The following is a 4,743-nucleotide window of genomic DNA, read 5'->3' on the forward strand; positions in this document are numbered from 1 at the left end:
GGAAATAGCTTAAGTTTGTTTTGTGTTTGGATGTGCGTGGGAATTGGCACAAGTTAGTCTTGACCGAATACTAAAATTGGTGCCACTATGGGTACATTGAAAATAGCCCATAGATTCGCATATGAATGAAAATAAAGGGATTATTAAAACCAACCGTCCAGCTATTGCACAATCAAATGAACTGACCGAAGCGGCCTACTATCTCTCACTACAAGCGAAACGAGTACTCTGGCTATGTCTTATGGAAACCTATCGCCAGGAAGAACATCAGGGAACTTTTACCGTCCGTGTGGCAGATTATCAGCGCCTGTTTAAGGTAAGCCAGGCAACCGCCAGCACTGACGTTAGAAAAGGTATTGATGCTTTATCTAATAGCTCAGTGACATTTTTCCCGTCAGATGGCGAATATGAAGAACGCAAACGCCCATGGTTAGCTGAGGCAGGTCTTAAACGCGGCCGGGGTTCGTGGTCAATTGAATTCAACCATAAGGTCATGCCTTATCTCCTTGACCTAAGCAGCCAATTTACAACTTATAACTTGTATGACTGTGGCCGCATTAATAGTGTCCGTGCTATACGTCTGTATGAAAGTCTGTGTCAGTTTAGAAAGTCAGGTATATGGGTCACTACGCCCAGCTGGCTTGCAGATCGTTATCAATTACCGCAATCCCAGCGGGATAATTTTGCCGAAATGAAGCGAACGTTCATCAAACCAGCGCTAGAAAAAATCAGTAAAGAAACACCACTGTCAGCATCGATGTCAGAAACCGAAGACGGAAAATTGATTTTTACTATCATAACTAAAAATCCTGAGCCTTCTTTGCCAGGAACATAAACTTTAGGTATTCCCCATAAGACTGCAACTTTAGCTATCTCCCATACAGTGGGTTTCTACTGGTGTAATCTGGGGTCAGCTTGGGAAACGGACAATATTGTACGGTAAGCTTGTTTTTGTTGACCATAGTATGTGTTCAATATCCAGCCTAAAAAGGCCGCATACGCGGCCTGTATGAGTTACCCGATATTGTCATGGCCAAGTAGGTACATGACACGTTGATAATGAGCCTGCGGGTTATGGTGAAGTCGTAACCCCTGTTCCCAGGCAATGTCTGCAACCTTCACCGCATCGGATCCGGTGCGCTCGTTTTTTCCTCTGGATTGCCAGAGTTTTAAAATCTCATTATTCACGTTCATCTCTTGTTTCCTGTCTATTTTGGAACACTCAGCGTCGCGTCACGACGGTGGGAACGCCAACATAATTGGGGTCAGTTTGGATATAGAGAATTATTGTACGGTAAGCCTATTTTTTGAATAAGCTTACCTATAGCAATAGGGTGTACTCCCGCGGTATACGCAGATCGGCTTGTATTTTGAACTAATGAGATAACCTTAAGGCGATACGGAATGGGCGATAACTTAAAAGCGATAGGATCTGACGCTAAATCAATAGGTTACTTACCCGAATTGGTTAAATAATGCTCTTAACGTACAAAAATTTCCGTTTCCCAAGCCGCCCCCTAATAATATAATAGCACTCAATATTTTTTGATTACTCCAATACACCAAGTTTTGTTCCCAAAGCCTCCGTAGCTTCTAATTTCTGTTCCATTTCCTCAATCAGCTGCAGCGTCAGCTTGACCAGATCTAAAGTCAGTCGTTCAGCTGCCGTAAAACTCAATTTGAGAATATTGAGCTGACCTTTGCTTAACTGGCTCTGTATCTGAGTTTTTTCAAAACCATCGTGTTGCCTATTATCTTTAATAATTTGTGTAATACGACGCAAGATAACCTTATCAATACCAGGATACTTTGGGTTATCAAATATATGTGGATGGCTCTTTATAAAAGGCTCCCAGGAGAAGAGAATGTCATACCTGTGCGCATAAGTATGTTGTTTAGGGCGATAGTGCCACACCCCGATAAAAGGGATATTCTCATTTAAGCACCGCTGGAAATGTTGCTGTAAGTCCTGAGCTACAACTCGTCCCTCATAGAGTCGATAATAATCAGAAGGCCTTAGAGATGGCACTGTAATGCGCGGCGATGAGGCAGTCAAAACAGTATGAGTAGTCTTGCCCAGCCACATATCTCGTATTTGATCACGAACCGGAGGTATTGTTATACAGAACCAGTAAAGAGGGATGTATACCGCTATAGGGGGATCGAGCTCTTTTCCGTTCTCTGGAATATGGGGTAAAAAAGTATCTAGGATTTCATATATACGTGGATTATCTTGGAATTTTTCAAGCCAGCTAAGAAAATGGCGTGTTACTACCTGGCATAGACACCCCCAGCTTGTACCATATTTGTACAATGACCAACCAGGATCTCTCGCATAGTATAATTGCACGTATTCAACTAGGCATTGTACGAATGCATCATGCGTGCGGGTTTTTATCGTAAATCTTTTACGTGGTTTGATTAGTAAATCAATAAACAACGTGGACATAGAAACCTGGCAATCTGAATTCATGGCTAAACCCATAATCCTACGTCATTTTTTTTGGAATAGCACTTTGACTACCTGTAAAACCAGTGTTAAACCCGATCCATCGTTCACGATTGATCAGTATTCGATCAATACGGCTATGCCGTATGCAGGCGACAACTATGTAAAAGATAAACTCTATTGGTAAGGGTCGCCGGTGACCCGCGTAGCGGTTCCAAGCTTTCATAATCCCGTTAACTCCCCCCATCGCTGCTAGACCATCTTTTTGAGGCTTGAGCTGCGCGAGAGCCGTTATAACTCAGCTTACAGCAATGAAATAGTCTAATGGTCGAAGACAAAAGAAAGGATTTGCAACTGAGATTGATGTGTTGAGACTAATCCTAGTTAATAACTGATGGTTATGTAAACTACTTTTGCCCGGCTTTAGCCGGGAGCTACTTCCTACCTATTGTTATTTCTTCTGGATTGCTGAGTTGTTACTTGCCCTGAGCGAAGCGAGGGGAGCTACTTTAGAGAGCTGGCTTTAGCCGCTCGAAAAGTACTCCTCTTTTTAGAGGCTTATTTTGTTCAGGAATAACATTCGAAATTAATGATATTTATCAGTCAACTTACGAAGTTAACTGACTCTATTCGAAGTTAATGGTGCAAATATTCAGCATTACACGAATTGCGTCACTGTCAGTCATGAATTCAGAGCAATAATGCGGAATGGTCCGTGGTCTGGTGTCGAAATAACACTCATTTTGCACGGTTGCCCCGACACAAAAACCGCGCCAGGCACGGTAGGGTTCGAGGGGGAGTAAAATTAGGACTAGACTATGCCAGCACGCTCAAGCAACTGCCGGTAATAGGTTTCAGGATCTCTGTGTTTGAGTCCAGGTTGTTCTTTCTGCAACGCCTGTTCTTGCATCACGACTTCATGCGTCATGACTGCCCCACTGGTTGACCATTTAACAAACGCCTGATAATACGGGTTTTGACGTTTATGCTTGGCCTTGGCCAGACTGCGTATACTTTGCTGTGTCTCGTCCAGAATAAGATCGAGACGCTGGGTATTATCACTGTTGATGTTAGCCAGTCGTCCCTCTAAAAGAGCCACTTTATCTTGTTTCTCTTTTGCCAGGTCAGGACTAACAACCCAACGTTTAATTTGTTTCAAGCGATTCCGCAGGGCGGGTTTGTCATTTAGGTCAATACCAATACGCTCAACACGCAACAGGTGCCGTTCATATTTCTTACGCAAACTTTCAGTCAACCCGTTTTTTATCGCCCAGGTTTTGAACTGGCCAAGCCAATGACGGATCTCTTCAATGGCGATCCCCCGCGAAATGAAGAATTTCTCAGTCAGCCATAACCTCAACGGTTTGTTCTGGCCACTGTCCGTATCTTTACCATGTAGAGCAATCACGTACCCGAGCTGTTCCTGTACTGACAAGGCATGTAATGGACTGTCATAGGCTTTGCGGCCATTATCATAAACATGCAACATACCCATCGCGGCCGCAATTTGCTCAAACGGAGCCATTATTTCGAACGGATAATCACTGTCTGGGTTGTAATCGCAATTAGCAGCCAGAGCCATTGACAGTGCCGTCAGCGCTTCACAGCTTTCAGAACGTGCTGAGACACGCATTGCCTTTGGCTTAAAGTAAGGGTCATTACGCTTGGTGTATGGCACATAACCTTCCCTCCGCAGTTCAATGAGATCATGATTACGGTGCCAGTTATGGCTTTGCATACGCGCCACAACTTTAGCAGCTGTGCCACGAGGCACAGCGCAACACAACTGGGGTGTATAACGCCGATGAACTTTAGATTGCCCACGTCGCAAAGCGTTCGATTCGCCTCGCCGTGTACATTTTAGAGGATCAGGATGTACCTGAATGGCCTGTTGGCTTTGACTATTCACCCCATCCTACACAGATGGCGGATGGGTATTGTTTTATAAATTGCATGAGTTATAATCTCTCACAGGCCAGCGCCTGCTTTGTGACCCCCTGATATCTGTCTCTTCCGCCAAGTTGAAACCAGATTTCGGGGGGTTTTTGCATTTAAGGCCCACTGTTCTGGAACCTTTTACCCCGGACATTTAAGGATATGTCCCATCCTGCAACAGAGCGACATCATAAAACATCGCCCTTTCTTATCCAATTTTACCTGTTCAGATACTTATTCTGCTAAGAAACCCCAGCAAAAACATGCGTAAATACTACCGGATTTTGGCCGGCTTGCAACAATTGGATCTCTGGTGATCTCTTTTTGTGCTGAACGCCACCATTTACGTATCCTATCTC

General features: G+C 44.1%; 4 protein-coding genes. 1 reads left to right on the forward strand and 3 read right to left on the reverse strand.

Features of this window, described 5'->3' with window-relative positions; genetic code table 11:
* The first annotated feature begins 121 nt into the window (after positions 1–121).
* The gene (locus AACW11_RS16050) at positions 122–835 is read left to right on the forward strand and encodes a replication initiation protein (RefSeq protein ID WP_145560210.1); all 714 of its coding nucleotides are present in this window, start codon (positions 122–124) and stop codon (positions 833–835) included.
* Positions 836–1,014: 179 nt separating this feature from the next.
* Here AACW11_RS16050 and AACW11_RS16055 read toward each other — a convergent pair whose 3' ends face one another.
* The 3 genes from AACW11_RS16055 to AACW11_RS16065 form a co-directional block, all read right to left on the reverse strand.
* A complete protein-coding gene (locus AACW11_RS16055) occupies positions 1,015–1,194 on the reverse strand; it encodes a hypothetical protein (RefSeq protein WP_145560213.1) in 180 nt (59 codons plus the stop codon).
* 355 nt (positions 1,195–1,549) lie between these two features.
* The gene (locus AACW11_RS16060) at positions 1,550–2,449 is read right to left on the reverse strand and encodes a hypothetical protein (RefSeq protein WP_145560216.1); all 900 of its coding nucleotides are present in this window, start codon (positions 2,447–2,449) and stop codon (positions 1,550–1,552) included.
* An 811-nt stretch (positions 2,450–3,260) separates the two neighbouring features.
* On the reverse strand, positions 3,261–4,187 hold the full coding sequence (locus AACW11_RS16065; RefSeq protein WP_145560220.1) for a Replication protein: 927 nt from the start codon (positions 4,185–4,187) through the stop codon (positions 3,261–3,263).
* Positions 4,188–4,743: the final 556 nt, after the last annotated feature.

It is taken from the genome of Yersinia sp. Marseille-Q3913 (genome assembly GCF_963892745.1).
In the GTDB taxonomy this organism is placed as follows: Bacteria; Pseudomonadota; Gammaproteobacteria; order Enterobacterales; family Enterobacteriaceae; genus Yersinia; species Yersinia bercovieri.